Raw genomic sequence first — 23,225 nt, 5'->3', positions numbered from 1 at the left:
GGCTCAGTCCGCCGCGCCCGCCTTCTCCAGTGCCGTCCGCTCGATGGCGATGACCCGCCCGCGCTGCATGGCGAGCGCCAGCCGGCCGGATTTCAGCGCCATGGCGCGATCGCCGAACAATTCGCCGCGCCAGCCGCGCAGCGCCCCGACATCGGGCTCGTCCTCGGAGGCGATGCGCTCCAGATCGTCCACCGTGGCGATGACCTTGGCGGCGACGCCGTGCTGCTCGGAGGTCATGCGCAGCAGAACCTTCAGCAGTTCCACCGTCGCCGAGGCGCCGTTGGACAGCGGCCGGTCGCGCTCGATGCGCGGCAGGGTCTTGGGGTCGCGGGCAAGGCCGGCCTTCACCGCCTCGACGATCATCTCGCCGGCGCGGGAACGCTCGAAACCCTTGGGAATGGCGCGCAGCTGCCCCAGCTTCTCGATGGTGGTCGGGTGCTGGGAGGCGATCTCGCCGATCACGTCGTCCTTTAGAATGCGCGAGCGCGGCGTGTCGCGCGACTGCGCCTCCCGCTCGCGCCATGCGGCGACCTCCATCAGCACGGCGAGGTCCTTGGGCTTGCGGGCGCGCGAGCGCAGCCGCTCCCAGGCGCGCTCGGGCTCCTGCCGGTAGGTGTCGGGCGAGGTGAGCACCGCCATCTCTTCACCCACCCAGTCGGCGCGGCCGCGCTTCTTCAGGTCGGCGTCGAGCTTGAGGAACACATCGCGCAGATGGGTGACATCGGCCTCGGCATAGGCGACCTGCGCCGCCGAGAGCGGGCGGCGCGACCAGTCGGTGAAGCGCAGCGACTTGTCGAGCACTTCCCCGGTGAGGCGCTGCACCAGCTGGTCATAGGAGATGGAATCGCCATGGCCGAGCACCATGGCCGCGACCTGGGTATCGAAAACCGGGGTCGGGATGATGCCGGCGAGGTGCCAGACGATTTCGATGTCCTGCCGTCCGGCGTGGAACACCTTCAGCACGTCCGGATTCGACATCAGCGCGAAGAACGGCGCGAGATCGAGGCCCTCGGCCAGCGCGTCGACCACCAGCGCCTCGTCCACGCTGGCCAGCTGCACGACGCAGAGCTTGGGCCAGAACGTGGTTTCGCGCAGGAATTCCGTGTCGATGGTGATGAACGGATGGCGGGCGAGGCGTTCGCAGGCCGCGGCGAGGTCGTCGGTGGTTGTGATCATGTTCATGTCGATTTTTACATATCGGACTCGCGGCGCCGTTTCGACCCCGAAATCATGCCGTAATCTACGCCGACGATGATCGACGGCCGGCGACGAGTCGCCAAGCCTTTACGGCGGCATTGCCGCCATCTCCGGGGGATATCCATGAAGAAGACCGTCTTCGCTCTCGCCACCGCCGCTCTGGCGCTTTCCTTTGTGCCGGCCTCCGCCGCCGAGCGGGTGAATGCGGGCGTGCTGGTGTGCAATGCCGGCGCCAGCATCGGCATGCTGATCGAGTCCAAGCAGGAACTGACCTGCACCTTCACGCCGGCCGACAACGGCCCCGAGCAGCGCTATGCCGGCACCATCAAGAATATCGGCGTCGAACTCGGCGTCACCGGCGGCGGCGTGCTCACCTGGGGCGTGCTGGCGCTGACCAAGTCGGTCGCTCCCGGCGCGCTGGCCGGCCCCTATGGCGGCGTGACCGGTGACGTGGCGCTGGGCGTCGGCGTCGGCGCCAATGTGCTGGTCGGTTCCGACCGGTCGATCGCGCTCAACCCGGTCTCGGTCGAGGGCAATGTCGGCGCCTCGCTGGCGCTGGGCGTCGGCGGGCTGAACCTGCGCTACGTGCCCTGAGAGCCGGGCGGCCTCCTGTTGCCGGCGGCCGTCTCGTCTTGACAAATCCAAGCCTCGCAGGCACCCCTCCGCGCGCCCCGCGTGAGGGGTGTTCTGCTATGTTCCGCCTTCTTGCGGCGGCACCAACTCCGGGAAGACGCCATGCACCGCTATCGCTCGCACACCTGTGGCGCCCTTCGCGCCGGCGATGTCGGCACCACCGCGCGGCTGTCCGGCTGGTGTCACCGCATCCGCGACCATGGCGGCGTGCTGTTCATCGATCTGCGCGACCATTACGGCCTCACCCAGGTCGTGGTCGATCCCGACAGCCCGGCGTTCAAGCTGGCCGAGACGGTGCGGGCGGAATGGGTGATCCGGGTCGACGGCCGGGTGCGCCTGCGCCCCGCCGGCACCGAGAACCCCGAACTGCCGACCGGCCAGGTGGAGATGTACGCCACCGAGATCGAGGTGCTGGGCCCCGCCGCCGAGCTGCCGCTCCCCGTTTTCGGCGATGTCGAGTACCCCGAGGAGACGCGGCTGCGCTACCGCTTCCTCGACCTGCGCCGCGAGAAGCTGCACAAGAACATCATGACCCGCGGCGCCATCGTCGACGCCATGCGCGCGAAGATGAAGGCGCAGGGCTTCTTCGAATTCCAGACGCCGATCCTCACCGCTTCCTCGCCGGAAGGCGCGCGCGACTTCCTCGTGCCGAGCCGCCTGCACCCCGGCAAGTTCTACGCCCTGCCGCAGGCGCCGCAGCAGTACAAGCAGCTGATCATGATGAGCGGCTTCGACCGCTACTTCCAGATCGCCCCCTGCTTCCGCGACGAGGACCCGCGCGCCGACCGCCTGCCGGGCGAGTTCTACCAGCTCGATCTGGAGATGAGCTTCGTCGAGCAGGAAGACATCTTCGCCGCCGTCGAGCCGGTCATAACCGGCGTGTTCGAGCAGTTCGCCGACGGCAAGCCGGTGACCAGGAACTGGCCGCGCATTCCCTATGCCGTGTCGATGCAGAAATACGGCACCGACAAGCCGGACCTTCGCAACCCGATCGAGATGCAGGACGTGTCCGAGCATTTTCGCGGGAGCGGCTTCAAGGTGTTCGCGCGGATGCTGGAAGACCCGAAGAACCAGGTCTGGGCGATTCCCGGCACGGGCGGCGGCTCGCGCGCCTTCTGCGACCGCATGAACTCGTGGGCGCAGGGCGAGGGCCAGCCGGGGCTCGGCTACATCATGTGGCGCGAGGGCAATGAGGGCGCCGGCCCGCTCGCCAACAATATCGGCCCGGAGCGCACGGAGGCCATCCGCGCGCAGCTCGGCCTTGGCGCCGGCGATGCCGCCTTCTTCGTCGCCGGCAATCCGGAGAAGTTCGTGAAGTTCGCCGGCCTTGCCCGCACCAAGGTGGGCGAGGAGCTGAAGCTGGTCGACCATGACCGCTTCGAGCTGGCCTGGATCGTCGACTTCCCGTTCTATGAATGGTCGGAAGAGGACAAGAAGGTCGACTTCTCGCACAACCCCTTCTCCATGCCGCAGGGCGGGCTTGAGGCGCTGAACAACCAGGACCCGCTGACCATCAAGGCGTTCCAGTACGACATCGCCTGCAATGGCTATGAGATCGCGTCCGGCGGCATCCGCAACCACCGCCCCGAGGCGATGGTGAAGGCGTTCGAAATCGCCGGCTATGACGAGGCGACGGTGCAGGAGCGCTTCGGTGGCCTCTACCGCGCCTTCCAGTATGGCGCGCCCCCGCATGGCGGCATGGCGGCCGGCGTCGACCGCATCGTGATGCTGCTGTGCGGCACCACCAATCTGCGCGAGATTTCCATCTTCCCGATGAACCAGCAGGCGCAGGATATCCTCATGGGCGCGCCGAACGAGGCCAGCCCGAAGCAGCTGCGCGAGCTGCACATCCGCACCAACCTGCCGGAGAAGTGAGAACGGCGCGGTCGGCGAGAAACGAAAAGGGCGGCCACCAGCCGCCCTTTCTGCTTTCTGGGGGGCGCCGCGTTCAGGGCGCGGCGGGGGTGGTGACGTTCAGTTCGTCCACCAGCGACAGCGGGTCCTCGCTGTTCAGCGCCTCGACGATGAGCAGCATGGGCAGCGGCGGGTTGCGCGGGGTGACGCGCAGCGACAGCGTGCCCATCGGCTTCTGCACGAAGCGGATGAAGGCATCCACCGCCGGCCCGAGTTCCGGCCGGTCGGCCACCGCCTGGCCGAGCAGCAAATCGGCGAAGCCGGCGAAGAGCTGGCGGATTTCCTCCGGCTTCAGCCCCTGTTCCTTCGCCGCCTCTTCCAGCTTCTGATCGTACAGGCCGGCATCGGTCAGCGTGAGGTCGAGCGCGTCGAGATTGACCTCGCCCGCGCCCGCCAGCGCCTCGTCCGGCTCGGTGGAGAACACGGAATCGTCGACTCCGCTGAGGCGGAGGCGGAGGTTCAGCGAGAAGGCGTCCGAGACTTCGACATAGGCCGGCTCCACCACCACCGTATTGGCGGCCTCGTTCCAGGCGGCGCCGAAATCGACGGCGATGCTCGCCCGGTTCAACTGCCCCGGCACCAGGGCGAAGGCAGACTTGCCGCTGTTGACCAGCGCCGTCGGTCCGCTCATGCGCAGCGTGGCGGAGATGCGGGTCGGCAGCGCATCCGGCTCGGCGGTCCAGGTGAGGGCAAAGCGGTCGATGTCGAGCGGCGAGCCTTCCTCGGTGGGGGCTTCCAGCTTGTCGATGGAAAGGGATTCGAGCGTGTTGAAGAACGGCGCCGGCCAGCGGCCGACCTGCGCCGGATGCTCGGCCGTATCGGCCAGCAGCGTCATCAGCGTGCCGGCCCGAAGGCCGCCAAGGGCGAAGCGCCCCATCTTGAAGGTCTCGCCCGCGGGTCCGGTGCCGGCGAGCTTGTCCAGCGTCAGGCTGTCGATCCGCCCGCCTTCCACGGCGCCCAGAGTGAAAGCGCCGAGGCTGAAGGCGATGCCGCCGGGGGCGGTGGCGTCCAGCGTATCGAGGGACATGCCGCCAATGCGGATGCCCTCGTCGTAAATGCTGGCGATCAGCCGGAACAGCTCGGCGGCTTCCTCGGGCGGGGCTTCGCGGCCGGCGGCGGCGAGCTTTTCCAGCTGCCCGCGCATGGCGAGGATTTCCTCGACCGGAATGGCGGAAGGACGGATCGCCACCTCCTTCATCGTCATGTTCTTGATACGCTGCGACACGCCGCCATCGAGCGTCAGCTCATAGTCGGCCATGGCGATGGAATCATGGACGGTGATGAACGCATCGCTGGCCTCGCGCAGTTCCGAATCCAAGAGGATCAGAACCGCCGCCACGTCGAATCCCGTGATCTCGACCCGCCCGACCGATCCCTTGCCGCTGCTGCCGGTCGGGCCGCTGAGGGTGAAGCGCGAGGGCTCGGCGGTCACGCGGGCGAAGCGGCCCTTGGCGAGCGCGTCGAGGCGGATGGCGCCGTTGGTCTCCTCGCTGACGATCCGCGTGTCGCCGGTGCCGCTGCTGCCGGTGTTGGTGGAGACGGGGATGTCGACGCGCTCGGCGGTCACCTGGCGCAGGAAGCTGAGCGCGATCTGCGGCGGGGTGCCGTCCACCGGCGCGCGCATCGGGAATTCCAGCCCGGTTATGTCGGCGCGCGGCGCGCGATATTCGGATGTGTCGGTGCCGCCAAGGCCGAGCGGCGGGCTCAGCGCGACATCGGTGAGGGCGACATTGCGCGCGAACACCCGCTCATTGCCGCGCCGCTCGATGCCGTTGGCGACCAGCGTGCCGATCTTCAGCGCGCCCTGTCCGGGACCGGCCAGCGAGAGGCCGTGCATCTCGAAGCGGCCGGCGAACAGGTCGTAGCGCACATCCTCGACGCTTGCCGCCGCGCCGCCGGCCCGCAGCGTGGCGAGGGCCGAATCGACCTCGCCGCGGGCCACGTGGTTGACGTAGAGCCCGACACCGAAATAGCCGCCAACTCCGAGGATGAGGAGGGCGATGAGAGCGATGAGAAACGGCTTGCGCATGCGAGGCTGACCTGGGGGCGGAGCGGGGACGGACGGGATTCGCCGGGGCGTGCCGGCAGCCCAATCACCTTAAACCAACCGCCCAAAGTCCAGCATCAGAAAATCGGAAAGCCGTTGTGCGGCGGAACAGAATGCCTATGCTCCCCCGCCACGCTCCGGGGAAGGAAAAACGATGGCCTCTTACATCTCCGACGATCTGCGCTCTGGCGCGCTGTTCTATCACCGCAATCCGCGACCCGGTAAGCTTGAAATCCAGGCCACCAAGCCGCTGGCGAACCAGCGCGACCTCGCTTTGGCCTATACGCCCGGCGTCGCCGCCGTGTGCGAGGCGATTGCCGCCGACCGGGAGCTGGTGGCGGAGCTGACCGCCCGGCAGAACCTCGTCGCCGTGGTCTCCAACGGTACCGCCGTGCTCGGCCTCGGCAATATCGGCCCGGAAGCCTCCAAGCCGGTCATGGAAGGCAAGGCGGTCCTGTTCAAGAAATTCGCCGGCATCGACGTGTTCGATATCGAGATCAACGCGCTCGAACCCGACCATGTGGTGAGCGTGGTGGCGGCGCTGGAACCGACCTTCGGCGGCATCAACCTTGAGGACATCAAGGCGCCGGAATGCTTCGAGATCGAGACGCGCCTGCGCGAGAAGATGGCGATCCCGGTCTTCCATGACGACCAGCACGGCACCGCCATCATCGTGGTGGCGGCCATCGTCAATGCGCTGCACATCGGCGGCAAGAAGCTGGAAGATGTGAAGATCGTCACCTCGGGCGCCGGCGCCGCTGCCATCGCCACGCTGAACCTGCTGCGCTCCATGGGCGCCCGGCGCGAGAACATCTGGGTCACCGACATCGAGGGCGTGGTCTATGAAGGCCGCGAAAAGCTGATGGACCCCTATAAGGGGGTGTTCGCGCAGAAGACCGACAAGCGCACGCTGGCCGAGGTGATCGAGGGCGCCGACATCTTCATCGGCCTTTCCGCCGGCGGCGTGCTCAAGCCGGAAATGCTGAAGACCATGGCCGACCGCCCGCTGATCATGGCGCTGGCCAACCCGACGCCGGAGATCATGCCCGATCTCGCCCGCGACGCGCGCCCCGACGCGATGATCTGCACCGGCCGTTCGGACTTCCCCAACCAGGTCAACAATGTCCTGTGCTTCCCCTTCATCTTCCGCGGCGCGCTCGATGCGGGGGCGACGACGATCAATGAGGAGATGAAGGTGGCGGCGGTCAACGCCATCGCCGAGCTGGCGCGCGAGACGCCCTCCGACGTGGTCGCCCGCGCCTATGGCGGCGAGACACCGGTGTTCGGTCCGGCCTCGCTCATTCCCTCGCCCTTCGACCCGCGCCTCATCCTGCGCATCGCCCCGGCAGTGGCGCGGGCGGCGATGGAGAGCGGCGTCGCCAAGCGGCCGATCGCCGATTTCGACGCCTATCAGGAACAGCTCGACCGCTTCGTGTTCCGCTCCGGCCTGGTGATGAAGCCGATCTTCGCCCTCGCCAAACAGGCGCCGAAGCGGGTGATCTATGCCGAGGGCGAGGATGAGCGCATTCTGCGCGCAGCGCAGGTGGTGGTGGAAGAAGGCATCGCCCGCCCGATCCTGATCGGCCGCCCCTCTGTCGTGGAAACCCGGCTGCAGCGCTTCGGCCTGTCGATCCGCCCGGGCCGCGAATTCGACCTCATCAACCCCGAGGACGATCCGCGCTACCGCGACTATGTCACCACCTATGTCGAGCTGGCCGGCCGGCGCGGGGTGACGCCCGAACTCGCGCGCACGCTGGTGCGCACCACGCCCACCGTGATCGCCGCGCTGGCGGTGGTCCGCGGCGATGCCGACACCATGCTGTGCGGGGTGGAAGGCCGGTTCATCCGCCATCTGCGCCATATCCGCACCATTATCGGGCTGGCGCCGGGTGTGCGGGACGTGGCGGCGCTGTCCATGCTGCTGACGCAGAAGGGCGCGTTCTTCCTGTGCGATACCCAGGTGCAGACCGATCCGACGGCCGAGGACCTCGCCGAGATGGCGCAGCTCGCCGCCGCCCATGTGCGGCGCTTCGGCATCGAGCCGAAGGTGGCGCTGCTCTCGCACTCGGATTTCGGCAGCCGCGACGATGAGAGCGCCAAGAAGATGCGCCGCACGCTCGACCTCGTGCTGCAGCGGGCCCCCGATCTGATGGTCGAGGGCGAGATGGAAGGCGACAGCGCGCTGGTGCCGGAAATGCGCGAGCGCGTGCTGCCGGGCTCGCGGCTGCAGGGCGTGGCCAACATCCTCGTCATGCCCAATCTCGACGCCGCCAATATCGGCTACCAGATGGTGAAGGTGTTCGGCGACGCGCTGCCCGTCGGCCCGATCCTGCTCGGCCCGGCCAAGCCCGCCCACATCCTCACCCCCTCGGTCACCGCGCGCGGCATCGTCAACATGACCGCCATCGCCGTGGTCGAGGCGCAGCACGGCTGAGCCGGCGGGAGGCGAATGCGACGGGGCGCGCCGCGCGGCGCGCTTCGTTCCGCTGCGGCTTCATGGTACCTTTACCCCGGGGACCGGTCGGGCAGGGCACTGCCGCGAATCGCCGGTCCCGATCTCAGCGGGGCCCGGCAGGCGCGCCCGCGCCAGTGGAGGGTTTCATCATGCGCCTTGGATTTTCCTGTGCGGTCGCGGCGCTGGCCGGCGGTCTTCTCGCCTTCGCCCCCGGCATGGCGCGGGCCAATGACACCGCCGCCGGGGCGCTGATCGGCGGCGCGGCCGGCGCCATCATCGGCGGCGCGGCCACCGGCAAGGCCGGCGGCGCCGTGGCCGGCGCGGTGATCGGCGGCGCGACCGGCGCGATCATCGGCAACCAGAGCGACAAGAACAAGAAGAAGTCCTACTACTACTGGTCGAACGGCAAGTGCCTGTACCACTACCCCAATGGGCAGGTGGTGAAGGTCAGCAAGAATTACTGCTACTGAGCGCCCTGCGATCCGGCGGAAGTACCGGTTCGATCGGAAACGGCACGCCACACAGCGGCCGCAGCCGTTTCCTGTCGCGGCAGCCGGTCGGTTTCACTGATGGCGGGGACCCTCCCGCCCCTTGGCATCGGGCGCGGGCGGGGCACCAGCCCTGCGATCCTGATGAGCATGGCGGCCGCGTCGGCGCGGCGGGAGAAACTTGTGCGGTTGCGCTTTCACACGGTCGACGTGTTCACCCGGACCCGCTTTGGCGGCAATCCGCTCGCGGTCGTGCTGGATGCGGATGACCTGACAACCGGGCAGATGCAGGCGATCGCCCGGGAGTTCAATTATTCCGAGAGCAGCTTCGTGCTCCGCCCGTCCGATCCGGCCCATACCGCCCGTGTGCGGATCTTCACCCCCACGGTGGAAGTGCCGTTTGCCGGGCATCCCAATGTCGGCACGGCGTTCGTTCTGGCGAGCGCCGGCGTCGCCGCCATGTCCGAGACGTTCATCTTCGAGGAAGCCGCCGGTCTGGTGCGGGGGCGCATCCGGCGCGACGGCGGCCGCGTCGCGCAGATACGGTTGACCGCCCCGCAGCCGCTGCGCCTCGGCCGGATCTTGCCGGCGGACGCCATCGCCGACTGCCTGTCCCTGAGTGCGGCGGATATCCGCTGCGACCGGCACCTGCCGCGCGTCGCCTCGGTCGGCCTCGCCTTCGTCGTGGTCGAGATCGCCAGCCGCGCGGCCCTGTCGCGCGCCAAGGCGAATCTGCCCGCCTTCGCCGCGCTCCTGCCCTGCGACGGGGCGGATGCCATCTATCTCTATTGCCGCGAGCTCGGCGCGGCTGACGGGGCCGTCGACGTCACCGCCCGCATGTTCGCCCCCTTCGACAATCTGCCGGAAGATCCCGCGACCGGCAGCGCGACGGCGGCGGCGTGCGCCTGGCTCGCCTCGCTCGAAGGCGGGGCACCGCGAGGTTTCGAGGTCGCGCAGGGCGTCGACATGGGCCGCCCGAGCCGGATCGCCATCGAGGTGACGCCGGATGCCGTGGTGATCGGTGGCGCCTGCGTGCCGGTCATGTCGGGCGAACTCTCGGTCTGACGGAGCGGGCCGTTCCGGCATCGCTGGCCGAGCGCCCGGCGGTACGGGGCTGACGTCATGGAACTTTCTCGCCTTCTGGTTGCTTTATGGCTCGAATATGGCGGCAATTGCCGTGGAAATGACATATTTTTGCCCAAGCTACCCTCAGCCCGAATTCGCCGTCCGCCGGTTGCCGCAAGGCGCCGCCGGGCGGCGGGGGTCGGCGCGGTTCGGCGGGTCCCGGTGAGGATTCGCCGGTGTCTCACTGGTCTCGAAGGTTGTCTCTGATGGCGGATACCGGCACGGTTAAGTGGTTCAACGAGCAGAAGGGCTACGGCTTCATTCAGCCCGATAATGGCGGCAAGGACGTGTTCGTCCACATCAGCGCGGTGCAGCGCTCCGGCCTGCAGGGCCTGCGCGACGGGGAGAAGGTGTCCTTCGAGTTGCAGACCGACCAGCGCTCGGGCAAGACCTCGGCGGTCAATCTGCGTCCGGCCTGAGCCGGCAGGGCCGATCTCGGTCGGTCTTATGCGATGAAAATCGAGTGAATGTCGTCGCTTTTCGGGGCGGCGACATTTCGCTGCGGAAGCCTTGCTTCTGCCACGCGCGCCTCTTGCAAACACAGCCATTCGCGGTAGTCTCTCGCGCAGACTTTGGCTGGACTCTGGGCCGTTTCACCTGCGGGTGCACGTTCAGCTTTTCTTCCAAATTCGACCCAGCGGCTTGGCCCCGGCCACGCCGGATGTGCAACCTCGATACGTGAGACTATCCTAATGTCTACCCAGACCGGCACCGTGAAGTGGTTCAACGATCAGAAGGGCTACGGCTTCATTCAGCCCGATGGCGCTGGCAAGGACGTTTTCGTCCACATCAGCGCGGTTCAGCGTTCGGGCCTCCAGGGCCTGCGTGACGGCGAGAAGGTCTCCTTCGAGCTGCAGACCGATCAGCGTTCGGGCAAGACCTCCGCGGTCAACCTGCGCGTCGGCTGAGCCAGCCCTCCGGGGCCGGCGGTTGCCGCCGGCTTCTGCGTAAACAAGGGAGAGCCGTCGGCCCCGCCGGGCCGGCGGCTCTTTCCTTTTGCGGCGCCCGCCCGGCCGAAAGGTGGCGGGCCCTGAGCCATGAGTAATGGAACTTCAGCCCGGACCGAAGCGGCGGGCGTTCGGCTCCACTGCGTCACGCCTCACGTCGGCAGCGCCTGGCGCCCGGGCCTGATTCTCACGGCGCGGCGGCGAGCAGGCGGGCGAGCCGAAGCGCGGCTTGCGTGCCGCCGGTGCCCAAATCGGCGACCAGGCTCATATGGTCCGCTTGCGCGACGGTGGCGGTCTCCACATCGACGCCGGCCTGTGCGAGATGCCGGGCGAAGGCGGCGGACTGCGCGTGGAACGGCGCCGTCTCGCGCGCGCCGACCAGCAGCGACACGCGCCCGCTCGGGCCATAGGCGTGGCGCAGCGGGCTGTAATGCGCGACCTCTTCATCGGTGAGGGCGATCAGCTCCTTGAGGAAGGAGCCTTGCAGCGGCGCGAGATCGTACAGTCCGCTGAGCAGCAGGGCGCCGTTGATCGCGCCCGCGAGGGCGGGATCGGCCAGCACCAGCGCGCCGAGATGCGCGCCAGCCGAATGACCGGACAGGGTGAGGTGCGCGGGATCGCCGCCAAACTCGCCGATATGGCCGCGCACCCAGCCGCATGCGCGCCGCAACTGGGCAATGAGGGTCTCCATCCGCACCGCCGGCATCAGCGCATAATCGACGATGACGGCGATCGCACCCGCCTGCGTGACCGTTTCCGCGACGAAGGAAAAATCCTCCTTGGCGAACATCCGCCAATAGCCGCCATGGATGAAGATGTGCACCGCCCCCGTCGCGGCGCGTGGGGGCGGGAAGAACAGGTCGAGCCGTTCCGCTGGCGTCGGCCCATAGGCGATGCCGGTGCGCATCGGCAGGCGGGCGCGGGTGGCGGCGCTGCGGGCGGCATAGTCGGCCACGTGCCGGTCGAAATCCGGCACATGGTCGCGGGTGCGGAACGGATCGGGCGGGGTTGCCACAGGCGAGGCCGGGTTCACAGCCCGGTGGCGATGTATTTCGCCTCCAGGAATTCCATCACGCCGTGATGCCCGCCCTCGCGGCCGAGGCCGGACTGCTTGGTGCCGCCGAAGGGCGCGGCAGGATCGGAGACGAGGCCGCGATTGAGGCCGACCATGCCGGTTTCGATCCGCCGCGACACGCGCAGGCCGCGCGCGAGGTCGCGGGTGAAGACATAGGCGGCGAGGCCGTATTCCGTCGCATTGGCCAGCGCCACCGCCTCGTCCTCGGTCGCGAAGCGGCTGAGCGCGGCGACGGGGCCGAAGATCTCCTCACACCCCATGGCCGCGTCGGCGGGTACATCGGCGAGAACGGTCGGCGGGTAGAAATGCCCCGGCCTCTGCGGCCGCACGCCGCCGCACAGAAGCCGCGCCCCGCGGGCGAGCGCGTCTTCCACCAGCCGCTCGATCTTGTCCACCGCCTTGGCGGTGATCATCGGCCCGCATTCGGTGCCGGCCTCCGGGCCCGGGCCGACATGGAGCGCGGACATGCGGCGGGTGAGTTCTTCGGCGAAGCGGTCATAAAGCCCGGCCTGCACATAGATGCGATTGGCGGCGGTGCAGGCCTCGCCGGCATTGCGCATCTTGGCCAGCATCGCGCCTTCCAGCGCCACATCGAGATCGGCATCGTCGAACACGAGGAGCGGGGCGTTGCCGCCCAGCTCCATCGAGCAGCTGATGACGTTCTTCGCCGCTTCGGCCAGCAGCGCGCGGCCGACCGGGGTGGAGCCGGTGAAGGAGAGCTTGCGCACACGCGGGTCGGCCAGCATCGCGGCGGTGACCGGGCCGGGCGTGGAGGTGGTGAGCACATTGACCACGCCGGGCGGGACGCCCGCCTCTTCATAGAGCGCGGCAAGGGCGTAGGCGGTGAGCGGGGTCTCGCTCGCCGGCTTCAGCACCACGGTGCACCCCGCCGCCATCGCCGGCGCGATCTTGCGCGTCGCCATGGCGGCCGGGAAGTTCCACGGGGTGATGAGCACGCATATGCCGATCGGCTCATAATCGACGATGATGTGGTTGCCGCCGGCGGGCGAGAGCGCGAAATCGCCACTGATGCGTACGGCTTCCTCGGCATTCCAGCGGAAGAATTCGGCGGCATAGGCGACCTCACCGCGCGCATCGCGCAGCGCCTTGCCGTTCTCCAGCGAGATGAGCCGGGCGAGGTCGTCGGCGCGCGCGGTCATCAGCTCGAAGCAGCGGCGCAGAATTTCCGAACGGCGGCGCGGCGGGGTCGCCCGCCAGCCGGGGGCGGCGGCCGCGGCGGCGTCGACCGCCGCCATCGCCTCACGCACCCCGGCATCCGGCACCTCGGCGAGCACCGCACCGTTCGAGGGATCGACCACCGGGATGCGCGCGCCCGCCTCCGGCCAGCTCCACTGCCCGCCAATATAGAGCCCGCGCGCGCCGTCCGCCGGCGCGATGTGAGGGGCGGCGAGGGGGGCGGTGGCGATGTTCATGGCTGGGCTTCCTGTTCGAGGGCGACGGCCGCCGCCGCGAGGTCGCCGGCATAGGCGGCCTCCAGCAGGCGGGCCATCTCGGCGGCGGCGATGGGGCGGGGATTGTTGCGGATCAGCCGCTCGATGGCGAGCGCCTGCTCGCCGGTCCAGGCGAGCCGGTCACGGCTGAGGCCGAGCGTGGCGAGATTCGGGCTGATGCCGATGGCGGCGAGGAGGCGCGCCACCTCGTCGATGGCCGCCTGCGCCAGCGCGGCGCGCGAGCGCCCCTCGGCGGAGAGGCCCAGCACGAGGGCGATCTCGGCCAGTTCGTCCTCGGCGGCGTCGCGGTTGAAGCGCATCACATAGGGCAGGAGGGTGGCGACGCCGAGCCCGTGAGCGGTGTGGGTGAGGGCGCCGACCGGGTACTGGATGGCGTGGGCGGCGGCGGTGCCAGCCGTGCCGAAGGCGCAGCCGGCGGCGAGCGCGGCCAGCATCACATCGGCCCGCGCCTCCTCATCCGACCCATCGTGGCAGGCCCGTTCCAGGCTGCGGCCGAGAAGCCGGATGGCGAGCAGGGCGAAATGATCGGTCAGCGCGCTCTTGCCGATGAAGACATGGCGCTGCGCGAGTTCCGGCGACGGCGCCCGGCGCCCGGCGGTGAACGCCTCGATGGCGTGGGTCAGTGCATCCGCCCCGGCAATGGCGGTGAGGGCGGGCGGGCAGGTGAGGGTGAGGTCGGGATCGCAGATCGCCACGCGGGGCAGGAGGTGCGGGCTGGAAATGCCGACCTTCAGCGTGCGGTCGGGGTCGGAGATCACCGCTACCGGGGTTGCCTCCGAGCCGGTGCCGGCCGTGGTCGGCACGGCGATGATCGGCAGCACCGGGCCGGGGACCTTGAACTCTCCGTAATAGTCCGGCAGCCGCCCGCCATGGCTGAGGAGAAGCGCGGCGCATTTGGCCATGTCGAGGCAGCTGCCGCCGCCAATGCCGATTACCAGATCGGGGGCGAAAGCGCGGGCCGCCTCGGCGCACTCCGCCGCGCTGTCGCGCGGCACGTCCGGCAATACGCGGTCATCGATCCGCACCGTCAGCCCGGCCTGTTCCAGCCCGGCGATCATCTGCGCGAAGTCGGCCGCGGCGGACAGGCGTTCATCGGTACAGATCAGCGCCCGCGTGCCGAGGCGGCGGGCGACGGCGGGCAGAGCGTGGCGCTGACCCTTGCCGAACAGGATTTCGCTGGGAAGCCGAAGGGCGGCGAAGGAGGTCACGACTGCATCCATCTGAAAAGGCTGAGTAAATCAACCTGCCGGAGAGTCCTACACGAAATCGTATAGGATATCGTATTGAATGCGGCAGAGGATCATGCTAGCTGTCGATCATTGTCAAGGGGCAAAACCGTGCGCAGTCCGAAAGCTCTCGCCACTTCCGCTCTCGCCACCGGACCGCGTGACGGTTCGCAGGCCATCCAGCGCAATGCCGGCCTCGCCGAGGAGGTCTATGAGGCCATCCTCGCCCGGCTGATGGCGCTGAAGATCCCGCCGGGCTCGCGCATCACGGTCGATAATCTGGTGCGCGAGCTCGCCGTGTCGCAGACGCCGATCCGCGAGGCGCTCGGCCGGCTGGAAGGCGAGGGGCTGGTGGTGAAAACCCACCTCGTCGGCTATAGCGCCGCGCCGCAGATCACCCGCACCCGCTTCAACGAGCTGTACGAACTGCGCCTGTTGCTGGAGCCGGACGCCGCCAGCCGCGCGGCGGCGGTCATGACCGAGGAGGCGCTGGCGGAACTGACGGAGGCCGCCGGGGTGATGTCGCGCGAGGGCGGCGCCGACGACCGGGCGCGCTATTCGCAATTCGCCCGGCAGGACGCGCTGTTCCACGACCGCATTCTGGAGGTCGCCGGCAATGCACTGATCCGCGAGACGCTGGCCCACCAGCACACCCACTTCCACATCTTCCGCCTGATGTTCCACGCCCGCGTCACCGAGGAGGCGCTGGACGAGCACGCGGCGATCCTCGCGGCCTTCGCCGCGCGCGATCCCGAGGCCGCGCGGCAGGCGATGCGCCTGCATGTCGAGCGCTCGCGCGACCGGCTGCTGCCGGCGTTCGACCTATGACCGCGGCGCCGCTCACCCGCGCTCCGGCCGAGACGGCGGCGGCGCCGGTGCTGCGCGCCGAACACCTCGCCAAGGAATTCAGCGGGGTGAGGGTGCTTTCCGACGTGTCGCTCGACCTGCGCGCCGGCGAGATCCATGCCGTCATCGGCGAGAATGGCGCCGGCAAGTCGACGCTGATGCGGCTGCTCTCCGGCTATCTCAAGCCCAGCGAGGGGACGCTGTTCCTCGATGGCGCGCCGGTCGCCTTCCACGCGCCGAAGGAGGCGCAGGCCGCCGGCATCGCGCTGGTACATCAGGAAATTCTGCTCGCCGACGCGCTCACCGTCACCGAGAACATCTTCATCGGCCGCGAGATCGCCCGCTTCGGCCGGTTGGACGAGCGCGCCATGCGTGCGGCGGCGGCGGCGCAGCTGGCCGAGATCGGCTGCAAGGTGTCGCCGACCGCGCTGGTGCGCGACATCTCGCTCGCCAACCGGCAATTGGTGCAGATCGCCAAGGCGCTGCTCGGCACGCAGCGCGTCGTCATCTTCGACGAGCCGACCGCCGTGCTGACCCATGACGAGGTCGATCCGCTGCTCGACATCATTGCCGAGCTTCGGGCGCGCGGCGTCGCCATTCTCTATATCAGCCACCGGCTGGACGAGGTGGAGCGGCTGGCCGACCGGGTGACGGTGCTGCGTGACGGGCGCATGGTCGGCACTTATGACGCAAAGGGCCTGACGCCGCAGCGCATGGCGAGCCTGATGGTCGGGCGCGAATTCGCCAGTCTCTACCCCGCGCGGCAGGACCCGGCGCGGCTTGCCGGCGCGGATGCCGCCCCGGCGCTGGAGATCGAGAACGCGCATGTTCCCGGTTTCGTACGCGATGTGTCGCTGAGCCTGCGCGAGGGGGAAATCCTCGGCCTTGCCGGCATGATCGGCGCCGGGCGCACCGAACTGTTCGAGGGGCTGCTCGGCCTGAGGCCCGCGACCTTCGGTGCGGTGAGGCTGCATGGCGAGCCGGTGCACTTCCATTCACCGGCGCAGGCGGCGGCACGGGGCGTCGGCTACCTCACCGAGGACCGCAAGGGCAAGGGCCTGCTGCTGGACGAGAAGCTGGCGCCGAACCTCACCCTCGCCGCGCTCGACCGGGTGCATCCGGCCGGCGGGCTCGACCTTGCCGGCGAGGCCCGGCTGCTCGACCGCGCAGTGGCCGGCTACGACATCCGCCTGCGCAGCCGCGAGGCGAAGGCCGGCCAGCTCTCCGGCGGCAACCAGCAGAAGCTCCTGCTCGCCAAGGTGATGCTCAACGAGCCGACGGTGCTGATTATCGACGAGCCGACGCGCGGCATCGACATCGCCAATAAGAGCCAGATCTACGCCTTCATCCAGTCGCTGGTGCGGGAAGGGCGCTCCTGCATCGTCATCTCCTCGGAAATGCAGGAGCTGATCGGCCTGTGCGACCGCATCCTCGTTATGCGCGCCGGCCGGATCAATGGCGAACTGGCCGGCGCGGCCATGACCGAAAGCAATGTCGCGCTCTGCGCCACCAGCAGCGCGGCCAATGAACAATCCCTGGGAGGACCATAGATGGCTGACCTGGCCGCCGCGCCCCCGCGCGCCTCACATGGCTGGTCGATCGGCTGGGGCGATGCGGGCCCCTTCCTGGCGCTGGCCGCGCTGGTGCTGATCGGATTCCTCATCAATCCCGACTTCCTGTCGGCCAACAACATCGCCAATGTCGTCACCCGCAGCGCCTTCATCGCCATCATCGCCATCGGCGCCACTTTCGTCATCGCCTCGGGCGGGCTCGACCTTTCCGTCGGCTCGATGGCGGCCTTCATCACCGGGGTGACGATCCTGTTCATGAACTGGGCGGCACCGAGCGTCGGCACGGCGGCGATCCCGCTCGGCATGGCGGTGGCGCTCGTGACGGGGCTGGCCTGCGGCCTGCTCAACGGCACCATCGTCACCCTCGGCCGCATCGAGCCCTTCATTGCCACGCTTGGCACGATGGGCATCTTCCGCGCGCTCATCACCTATATGACCGACGGCGGCACGGTGGCGATCGATCGCAGCCTGCGCGAGGCCTACCGGCCGGTCTATTTCGGCGATGTGCTCGGCGTGCCGATCCCGATCCTGGTCTCGCTCGCGGTCGCGCTCATCGCCGCCTATGTGCTCTACCGCACCCGCTACGGCCGGCGCTGCGTCGCCGTCGGGGCGAATGAGGACGTGGCGCGCTATTCCGGCATCTCGGTGGCGCGGGTGCGCACCCTGGCCTTCGTCATTCAGGGCGCCTGCGTCGCCATCGCCGCCATCTGCTACGTGCCGCGCCTCGGCGCGGCGACGCCGACCACCGGCGTGCTATGGGAATTGCAGGTCATCACCGCCGTGGTCATCGGCGGCACCGCGCTGCGCGGCGGGCGCGGGCGGGTGTGGGGCACGGTGGCGGGGGCGGTGATCCTCGAATTCATCGCCAATCTGATGGTCCTGTCCGACTTCGTCTCCGAGTACCTCGTCGCCGCCGTGCAGGGGGTGATCATCATCATCGCCATGCTGATCCAGCGCATGTCGAAGAGGTAGCGGACCCGGAAAACCGCCCCGCGCGAGGCAGCCGCGACGGGCCGCGATCAATCAAGACTGCCGCACCATGGAGGAAACAATGCTCAAGAATGCCCTGATCGCCGCCGGCGTGACGACGGCGCTGCTGTCCGCCGGGCCGGCTCTTGCCGCCGAGAAGAAGACCATCGCCGTCTCCATTCCCGCCGCCGACCATGGCTGGACCGCGGGCGTCGTCTACCACGCCAATGCCGCCGCCAAGGAAATCAACAAGGCGTTTCCCGGCATCGAGGTGATCGTGAAGACCTCGCCCTCGGCCAGCGCGCAGGTGAGCGCCATCGAGGACCTGTCGGCGACGCGCAAGCTCGACGCGCTGGTCATCCTGCCGCACACCTCGGAGGAACTGACCACGCCGGTGAAGGCGATCAAGGACAAGGGCAGCTTCATCACCGTGGTGGATCGCGGGCTGAACGATCCCAAGATTCAGGATCTCTACGTCGCCGGCGACAACATCGCGGTCGGCTACAACACCGCGAAGTTCCTCGTGGAGAAGATGGGCGGCAAGGGCAATCTCGTCGTGCTGCGCGGCATCCCCACCGTGATCGATGACGAGCGCATCAAGGGCTTCCAGGACGGCATCGCCGGCACGCAGCTGAAGATCCTCGACATCCAGTACGCCAACTGGAACAGCGACGAGGCTTTCAAGCTGATGCAGGACTACCTCGCCAAATACCCGCAGATCGACGCGGTGTGGGCCAATGACGACGACATGCTGCTCGGCGTTCTGGAAGCGATCAAGCAGTCCGGCCGCAAGGAGATCAAGTTCGCGCTCGGCGGCAACGGCATGAAGGAAATCATCGAGAAGGTGAAGGCGGGCGATGCGGTGACGCCGGTGGAGACGCCCTATCCGCCGTCCATGATCAAGACCGCGATCTACCTGACCGCTGCGCATTTCGCCGGCCACGCCCCGGTGCGCGGTTCGCTCAAGCTCGACGCGCCGCTGATCACCAAGGAGAACGCGGACGAGTATTATTTCCCGGACTCGCCTTTCTGAGGCGCGGGGCTACGTCCGATTCACAAAACCACGACAACAGCTGAGGAAACGACCATGGCGGGTAAGAAAATCCTGATGCTCACCGGCGAGTTCACCGAGGAATACGAAATCTTCGTGTTCCAGCAGGGAATGGAAGCCGTCGGCCATACCGTGCATGTCGTCTGCCCGGACAAGAAGGCCGGCGACAAGATCCAGACCTCGCTGCACGATTTCGAGGGCCACCAGACCTATATCGAGCGCTACGGCCACCTCGCCGACATCAACAAGACCTTCTCCGAGGTGAAGCTGGAGGAGTATGACGCCGTCTACTGCGCCGGCGGGCGCGGGCCGGAATATATCCGCACCGACAAGCGCATCCAGGCCATGGTCCGCCACTTCCACGAGACCGGCAAGCCGATCTTCACCATCTGCCACGGCGTGCAGATCCTCATCGCGGTGGATGGGGTGGTGACGGGCAAGCGGGTGGGCGCGCTCGGCGCCTGCGAGCCGGAAGTGCGCCTCGCCGGCGGCACCTATGTCGACCTCTCGCCCACCGAGGCGCTGGTCGATGGCAACATGGTCTCGGCCAAGGGCTGGACGGCGCTTGCCGCCTTCATGCGCGAATGCCTGAAGGTGCTGGGCACCGAAATCCGCCACGCCGACACCGTGCCTGCCGCCAGCCGCGCGGCCTGACGGGCGGACCACGCACCGAAACTCCCGGCGGGAGAGCCGCCGGGAGAGACGCAGCCTAACAGGCGCCGCCGGTCACGCGTCCGGCGCAGCGCCCAGAAGTTCGGCCAGGGTCCGCGCGACGACCTTGGTGGCGCGGGTCAGATCGGCCAGCGGCAGGCGCTCATCGGCGCGGTGGGCGTTGGCCTCCTCGATCGAGCGCGGGCCGGCGCCATAGAGCACCGTCGGCACACCGGCGGCCGCATAGAGCCGGGCGTCGGTGTAGAGCGGCACGCCGACGGCCTTGACCGTCTCGCCCATCACCGCGCTGGCATGGCGGCACAGCGTCTCGCTCAGGCGTTCGGAGGCCGGGGTGGGGGTGAGCGGGGTGGCGAGCAGGATGCGGCGCACCTCCACGCGGGCCTCGGGAAACTCCTGTGCCGCCGCCGCGATCACGGCGCGCAGTTCCGCCTCCACCTCCACCGGGTTCTCTTCCGGGATCATCCGCCGGTCGAGGCGGAAGGTGATGCGGTCGGGCACGACATTGGTGTTGATGCCGCCGCGGATCAGCCCCACCGTCATTTGCGGGCTGCCAATGCCGGCAATGGCTGAGATGCGCGCGGCCAGACCCTTGCGCCAGCTATAGAGCGCGCTCAGCACATGATTGGCCGCCTCCAGCGCGTCGATGCCGGTGAAGGGCTTGGCGGCATGGGCGGAGCGGCCGTTCACCTCGACTTCCAGATGCAGGCAGCCATTATGGGCGTTGACCACGCCATAGGAGAAGCCGGCAGAAAGGGCATAGTCCGGCCGGCTCAGCCCCTCGCGCAGCAGCCAGCCCGGCCCGATCTCGCCGCCGGCTTCCTCGTCATAGGTGAAGTGCAGTTCCACCGTGCCGCCGAGCGCCGCACCGCTCTCTTTGAGCGCGATCAGCGCCCAGAGATAGGTGGCGAAATCGGATTTCGAGACGGCGACGCCGCGCCCATACATCCAGCCATCGACGATTTCGGCGCCATAGGGGTCATGGGTCCAGCCCTCGCCCGGCGGCACCACATCGCCATGGGCGTTCAGCGCCACCACCGGGCCATCGCCGAAGCGGTGGCGCACGATCAGATTGGTGGCCGACACCATGCCATTGGCGCGCACGAGCTCCTCCGGTACCGCGTGGCGCTCAACGGTGAAGCCAAGCGCCTCGATCAGGCGGGCGGTGGCCTCGGCATGCGGCGCGCAGTCGCCGGCCGGATTGTCCGAGGGCATGCGGACGATCGCGGCGAGAAAGCCGACCTGACGGTCGCGCTCATGGTCGATGATGTCGGTGAGGCGTTCGGCAAGCGTGGACATGGGGTACCCGTCAGGAGGCTGGGCGCCGGGGCGGCGCGTAATCGCGGAGAAAATCGAGAAGCACGGCGACCGCCGTCCCGGCATCCTCGACGGTGATCGATTCAGCGGGGCTGTGGCTCACGCCGCCGGCGCAGCGCACGAACAGCATGCCGACGGGGCAGAGCGCGGCCATGGCGAGCCCGTCATGGCCGGCGCCGCTCGGCAGGCGCCGGGGCGGGATGTTCTGCCGTTCCACCGCCCGCTGCAGCCGGGCCTGCAGCCCGTCGTCGCAGGCGACCGCCGGCGCCTCATAGAAGCAGGCCATTTTGAGCGCGACGCCGCGCCGGGCGGCGATGGCGTCGAAGCGGCGGGACAGGTGCTCGATGGCGGCGCGACGCACCGCATCAAGCGGGCTGCGAATGTCGAGGGTGAGGCGCGCGCCGGCGGCGATCACATTCACCGCGCCGGGGAGGGCGGTGAAACACCCGACCGTGGCGACGAGATCGGGCGTGCGCTGCGCCAGTTCCTCCACGGCGAGGACGATTTCCGCCGCCGCCGCCACCGCATCATGGCGCAGGTTCATCGGCACGGTGCCGGCATGACCGGCCTCGCCATCGATGTCGATGGTGAAGCGGCTGGCGCCGCTGATGGCGGTGACGACGCCGACGGCGAGGTCCTCACTCTCCAGAACGGGCCCCTGTTCGATGTGGATTTCGACATAGCCCGCCACGGCGGCGGGGTCGTGCCGGGCACTGGCGAGCGCGTCAGGGCGGCCGCCGAAAGCGAGGAGCGCGTCGCGCAGGCGAATGCCGTCGGCGTCGACGGCGTCCAGCACCGAGGGATCGAGCGTGCCGGCGACGGCACGGGAGCCGGAGAGGGTGACGGGAAAGCGCACGCCTTCCTCATCGCCGAAGGCGAGGACCTCAAGGGCGACGGGCAGCCGTTCGCCGCGTGCGTGCAACTCGCCGACCGCCTGGATGGCGGCGAGCACGCCGAGATTTCCGTCATATTTGCCGGCGTCGCGCACCGTGTCGATGTGCGAGCCCAGCAGCAGCGCCGGCGCGTCGGCCGTCTGGCCGGCGTAGCGGCCGACGACATTCCCGACGGCGTCCATATGCACGCTCATCCCGGCCTCTTCCATCCAGCCGGCGACAAGCCGCGCCGCGCTGCGGTGGGCGGGCGAGAGATAGAGCCGGGTCAGGCGGCCCGGCTCGTCGGAATGGCGGGCGAGCTCGTCGAGGCGCGCCATCAGCGCGGCGCCGCGCGGCAGGGGGGAAGGAGCGTCGCTCATGCCGTCACCGGCGGGTGCTCGCGGTGCCAGTGTTCGGCGATGTCGATGCGGCGGGGCACCCACACCCGGTCATGGCGCGCGAGATGGTCGAGAAACCGCACCAGCCCGCGGGCGCGGCCGGGGCGGCCGGCGAGCCGGCAATGCAGGCCGACCGTCATCATGCGCGGGGCGTCGGCGCCCTCCTCATAAAGCTGGTCGAAGCTGTCGCGCAGATAGACGAAGAAATCCTCGCCATGGGCGAAGCCCTGCGCATTGGTGAAGCGCATGTCGTTGGCGTCGAGCGTGTAGGGAATGACGAGATGCGGCCCCCCGCGCCCGGTCAGCCAATAGGGCAGGTCGTCGGCGTAGGAATCCGAGGAATAGCGGAAGCCGCCTTCCTCCATCACCAGGCGCTGCGTGTTTTCCGAGGTGCGGCCGAGATACATGCCGAGCGGGCGCTCGCCCGTCACCTCGCGGTGAAGGCGGATGGCCTCGCGCAGATGCGCGCGCTCTTCCGTCTCGGGAATGTTGCGGTAGTCGATCCATTTGAGGCCGTGGCTGGCGATTTCCCAACCATCTTCCTTCATCGCCGCCACCTGCTCCGGCGAGCGCATCAGCGCGGTGGCGACGCCATAGACCGTCACCGGCAGGTCGCGTTCACGGAAAATGCGCCGCAGCCGCCAGAAGCCGGCGCGCGCGCCATATTCATACATGCTCTCGACATTCATGTGCCGCTGGCCCGGCCAGGGCTGGGCGCCGAGCACGTCGGAGAGAAAGGCCTCGGAGGCGGCGTCGCCGTGGAGGAGGCAGTTCTCGCCGCCTTCCTCATAATTGACGACGAACTGCACCGCGACCCGGGCGCCGCCCGGCCAGCGCGGATCGGGCGCCGCGCCGCCATAGCCGAGAAGATCGCGAGGGTAGGGCGGGGGGTGGGCCATGCTCTGTCACCGGCGCTGCAAGGTCATGGAAAATCGCGGGAATTGCGGGCCCTG

General features: G+C 68.7%; 20 protein-coding genes. 12 read left to right on the top strand and 8 right to left on the bottom strand.

The features are described from left to right. Nucleotides 1-3: 3 nt before the first annotated feature. Nucleotides 4-1,182, bottom strand: a complete 1,179-nt coding sequence (gene rnd, locus J2S75_RS12110; protein WP_307020117.1) for a ribonuclease D — start codon at nt 1,180-1,182, stop codon at nt 4-6. A 138-nt stretch (nt 1,183-1,320) separates the two neighbouring features. Between rnd and J2S75_RS12105 the strand changes: the two genes are divergently transcribed. Beyond that, nucleotides 1,321-1,791 carry a DUF992 domain-containing protein gene (locus J2S75_RS12105; protein ID WP_244377205.1) on the top strand — a complete coding sequence of 157 codons (471 nt, stop codon included), beginning with the start codon at nt 1,321-1,323 and terminating at the stop codon, nt 1,789-1,791. 141 nt (nt 1,792-1,932) lie between these two features. Next, nucleotides 1,933-3,705 carry an aspartate--tRNA ligase gene (gene aspS / locus J2S75_RS12100; protein ID WP_307020116.1) on the top strand — a complete coding sequence of 591 codons (1,773 nt, stop codon included), beginning with the start codon at nt 1,933-1,935 and terminating at the stop codon, nt 3,703-3,705. Between the two features lie 73 nt (nt 3,706-3,778). Here aspS and J2S75_RS12095 read toward each other — a convergent pair whose 3' ends face one another. Then, a complete protein-coding gene (locus J2S75_RS12095; RefSeq protein WP_307020115.1) occupies nt 3,779-5,773 on the bottom strand; it encodes an aq_1923 C-terminal domain in 1,995 nt (664 codons plus the stop codon). A 172-nt stretch (nt 5,774-5,945) separates the two neighbouring features. On the opposite strand from J2S75_RS12095, the gene J2S75_RS12090 reads away from it, so the two are divergent. The 5 genes from J2S75_RS12090 (at nt 5,946) to J2S75_RS12070 (ending at nt 10,767) form a co-directional block, all read left to right on the top strand. Continuing rightward, entirely contained in the window at nt 5,946-8,225 is a 2,280-nt protein-coding gene (locus tag J2S75_RS12090) for an NADP-dependent malic enzyme (RefSeq protein ID WP_307020114.1), read from the top strand. 170 nt (nt 8,226-8,395) lie between these two features. Continuing rightward, nucleotides 8,396-8,716, top strand: coding sequence for a YMGG-like glycine zipper-containing protein (locus J2S75_RS12085; protein WP_307020113.1), 321 nt, complete (start codon nt 8,396-8,398; stop codon nt 8,714-8,716). Between the two features lie 201 nt (nt 8,717-8,917). Further along, on the top strand, nt 8,918-9,799 hold the full coding sequence (locus tag J2S75_RS12080) for a PhzF family phenazine biosynthesis protein (protein WP_307020112.1): 882 nt from the start codon (nt 8,918-8,920) through the stop codon (nt 9,797-9,799). 266 nt (nt 9,800-10,065) lie between these two features. Further along, on the top strand, nt 10,066-10,278 hold the full coding sequence (locus J2S75_RS12075) for a cold-shock protein (RefSeq protein WP_244377193.1): 213 nt from the start codon (nt 10,066-10,068) through the stop codon (nt 10,276-10,278). Between the two features lie 273 nt (nt 10,279-10,551). Then, nucleotides 10,552-10,767 (top strand): cold-shock protein, encoded by a 216-nt coding sequence (locus tag J2S75_RS12070; RefSeq protein ID WP_013165949.1) that lies wholly within the window; start codon nt 10,552-10,554, stop codon nt 10,765-10,767. Nucleotides 10,768-10,993: 226 nt separating this feature from the next. Here the strand turns inward: J2S75_RS12070 and J2S75_RS12065 are convergent, their stop codons facing one another. The 3 genes from J2S75_RS12065 to J2S75_RS12055 are packed head-to-tail and all read right to left on the bottom strand — an operon-like array spanning nt 10,994 to nt 14,561. After that, nucleotides 10,994-11,821, bottom strand: coding sequence for an alpha/beta hydrolase (locus J2S75_RS12065; protein ID WP_307020111.1), 828 nt, complete (start codon nt 11,819-11,821; stop codon nt 10,994-10,996). A 14-nt stretch (nt 11,822-11,835) separates the two neighbouring features. Next, nucleotides 11,836-13,314: an NAD-dependent succinate-semialdehyde dehydrogenase gene (locus tag J2S75_RS12060; protein ID WP_307020110.1), complete on the bottom strand. Its 1,479-nt coding sequence runs from the start codon at nt 13,312-13,314 to the stop codon at nt 11,836-11,838. After that, entirely contained in the window at nt 13,311-14,561 is a 1,251-nt protein-coding gene (locus J2S75_RS12055) for an iron-containing alcohol dehydrogenase (protein WP_307020108.1), read from the bottom strand. Before J2S75_RS12055 ends, J2S75_RS12060 begins: the two co-directional genes overlap by 4 nt. Nucleotides 14,562-14,756: 195 nt before the next feature. Here J2S75_RS12055 and J2S75_RS12050 point away from each other — a divergent pair, with 195 nt between their 5' ends. The 5 genes from J2S75_RS12050 to J2S75_RS12030 all read left to right on the top strand — a co-directional run bounded on the left by J2S75_RS12050 (nt 14,757) and on the right by J2S75_RS12030 (nt 19,670). Next, on the top strand, nt 14,757-15,407 hold the full coding sequence (locus tag J2S75_RS12050; RefSeq protein WP_307020558.1) for a GntR family transcriptional regulator: 651 nt from the start codon (nt 14,757-14,759) through the stop codon (nt 15,405-15,407). After that, nucleotides 15,404-16,975 carry a sugar ABC transporter ATP-binding protein gene (locus J2S75_RS12045; protein ID WP_307020107.1) on the top strand — a complete coding sequence of 524 codons (1,572 nt, stop codon included), beginning with the start codon at nt 15,404-15,406 and terminating at the stop codon, nt 16,973-16,975. Before J2S75_RS12050 ends, J2S75_RS12045 begins: the two co-directional genes overlap by 4 nt. Then, complete coding sequence (locus J2S75_RS12040; RefSeq protein ID WP_307020106.1) at nt 16,976-17,968, top strand: ABC transporter permease; 993 nt, start codon at nt 16,976-16,978, stop codon at nt 17,966-17,968. Nucleotides 17,969-18,047: 79 nt separating this feature from the next. Beyond that, the gene (locus tag J2S75_RS12035; protein WP_307020105.1) at nt 18,048-18,998 is read left to right on the top strand and encodes a substrate-binding domain-containing protein; all 951 of its coding nucleotides are present in this window, start codon (nt 18,048-18,050) and stop codon (nt 18,996-18,998) included. Between the two features lie 54 nt (nt 18,999-19,052). Next, entirely contained in the window at nt 19,053-19,670 is a 618-nt protein-coding gene (locus J2S75_RS12030) for a DJ-1/PfpI family protein (RefSeq protein WP_244377181.1), read from the top strand. Between the two features lie 72 nt (nt 19,671-19,742). On the opposite strand, the gene J2S75_RS12025 is transcribed toward J2S75_RS12030, so the two are convergent. The 3 genes from J2S75_RS12025 to puuE are packed head-to-tail and all read right to left on the bottom strand — an operon-like array spanning nt 19,743 to nt 23,171. Then, nucleotides 19,743-20,984, bottom strand: coding sequence for a M20/M25/M40 family metallo-hydrolase (locus J2S75_RS12025; protein ID WP_307020104.1), 1,242 nt, complete (start codon nt 20,982-20,984; stop codon nt 19,743-19,745). A 10-nt stretch (nt 20,985-20,994) separates the two neighbouring features. Further along, entirely contained in the window at nt 20,995-22,254 is a 1,260-nt protein-coding gene (locus J2S75_RS12020; protein WP_307020103.1) for an allantoate amidohydrolase, read from the bottom strand. After that, a complete protein-coding gene (gene puuE / locus J2S75_RS12015; protein WP_307020102.1) occupies nt 22,251-23,171 on the bottom strand; it encodes an allantoinase PuuE in 921 nt (306 codons plus the stop codon). Before puuE ends, J2S75_RS12020 begins: the two co-directional genes overlap by 4 nt. Between the last annotated feature and the right edge of the window lie 54 nt (nt 23,172-23,225).

The organism is Ancylobacter polymorphus, assembly GCF_030813495.1.
In the GTDB taxonomy this organism is placed as follows: Bacteria; Pseudomonadota; Alphaproteobacteria; order Rhizobiales; family Xanthobacteraceae; genus Ancylobacter; species Ancylobacter polymorphus.
This window is presented reverse-complemented; position numbering and strand designations above follow the sequence as displayed.

Bases quoted from the DNA above. Each gene is read 5' to 3' on its own strand.
- rnd (WP_307020117.1), bottom strand. From the start codon at position 1,182: ATGAACATGATCACAACCACCGACGACCTCGCCGCGGCCTGCGAACGC.
- J2S75_RS12105 (WP_244377205.1), top strand. From the start codon at position 1,321: ATGAAGAAGACCGTCTTCGCTCTCGCCACCGCCGCTCTGGCGCTTTCC.
- aspS (WP_307020116.1), top strand. From the start codon at position 1,933: ATGCACCGCTATCGCTCGCACACCTGTGGCGCCCTTCGCGCCGGCGAT.
- J2S75_RS12095 (WP_307020115.1), bottom strand. From the start codon at position 5,773: ATGCGCAAGCCGTTTCTCATCGCTCTCATCGCCCTCCTCATCCTCGGA.
- J2S75_RS12090 (WP_307020114.1), top strand. From the start codon at position 5,946: ATGGCCTCTTACATCTCCGACGATCTGCGCTCTGGCGCGCTGTTCTAT.
- J2S75_RS12085 (WP_307020113.1), top strand. From the start codon at position 8,396: ATGCGCCTTGGATTTTCCTGTGCGGTCGCGGCGCTGGCCGGCGGTCTT.
- J2S75_RS12075 (WP_244377193.1), top strand. From the start codon at position 10,066: ATGGCGGATACCGGCACGGTTAAGTGGTTCAACGAGCAGAAGGGCTAC.
- J2S75_RS12070 (WP_013165949.1), top strand. From the start codon at position 10,552: ATGTCTACCCAGACCGGCACCGTGAAGTGGTTCAACGATCAGAAGGGC.
- J2S75_RS12060 (WP_307020110.1), bottom strand. From the start codon at position 13,314: ATGAACATCGCCACCGCCCCCCTCGCCGCCCCTCACATCGCGCCGGCG.
- J2S75_RS12045 (WP_307020107.1), top strand. From the start codon at position 15,404: ATGACCGCGGCGCCGCTCACCCGCGCTCCGGCCGAGACGGCGGCGGCG.
- J2S75_RS12040 (WP_307020106.1), top strand. From the start codon at position 16,976: ATGGCTGACCTGGCCGCCGCGCCCCCGCGCGCCTCACATGGCTGGTCG.
- J2S75_RS12035 (WP_307020105.1), top strand. From the start codon at position 18,048: ATGCTCAAGAATGCCCTGATCGCCGCCGGCGTGACGACGGCGCTGCTG.
- J2S75_RS12030 (WP_244377181.1), top strand. From the start codon at position 19,053: ATGGCGGGTAAGAAAATCCTGATGCTCACCGGCGAGTTCACCGAGGAA.
- J2S75_RS12025 (WP_307020104.1), bottom strand. From the start codon at position 20,984: ATGTCCACGCTTGCCGAACGCCTCACCGACATCATCGACCATGAGCGC.
- J2S75_RS12020 (WP_307020103.1), bottom strand. From the start codon at position 22,254: ATGAGCGACGCTCCTTCCCCCCTGCCGCGCGGCGCCGCGCTGATGGCG.
- puuE (WP_307020102.1), bottom strand. From the start codon at position 23,171: ATGGCCCACCCCCCGCCCTACCCTCGCGATCTTCTCGGCTATGGCGGC.